The organism is Bradyrhizobium uaiense, assembly GCF_010811875.1.
Classification (GTDB): Bacteria; Pseudomonadota; Alphaproteobacteria; order Rhizobiales; family Xanthobacteraceae; genus Bradyrhizobium; species Bradyrhizobium uaiense.
Genome location: NZ_VKHP01000965.1, coordinates 1 through 244, shown reverse-complemented (window position 1 = coordinate 244; position 244 = coordinate 1). Strand labels below are relative to the sequence as shown.

General features: G+C 71.3%; 1 pseudogene. It reads left to right on the top strand.

Going from position 1 to position 244, the window contains the following annotated elements:
* Window positions 1-127 precede the first annotated feature (127 nt).
* A pseudogene (locus FNJ47_RS52560) lies at window positions 128-244 on the top strand (LysR substrate-binding domain-containing protein); the annotation flags it as partial.

The following is a 244-nucleotide window of genomic DNA, read 5'->3' as shown; positions in this document are numbered from 1 at the left end:
CGCGCACCTCGGTGATCGCGTCGGCGACGTTGACCATGGCCGGCGCGACACGAGCGAGCAGCAGCTCCCCGGCTTCGGTCAGCGCTACGCTGCGGGTGGTGCGGTTCATCAGGCGGACGCCGAGCCGTCGGGGCGGCTGCGCATCAACGCGCCGCCGCCCGCGGTCGATCTGGTGCTGGCGCCGATGATCGCGCCGTTCCTCGGCAGATATCCGCAGGTCGACCTCGATGTCGTGGCCGAGAGT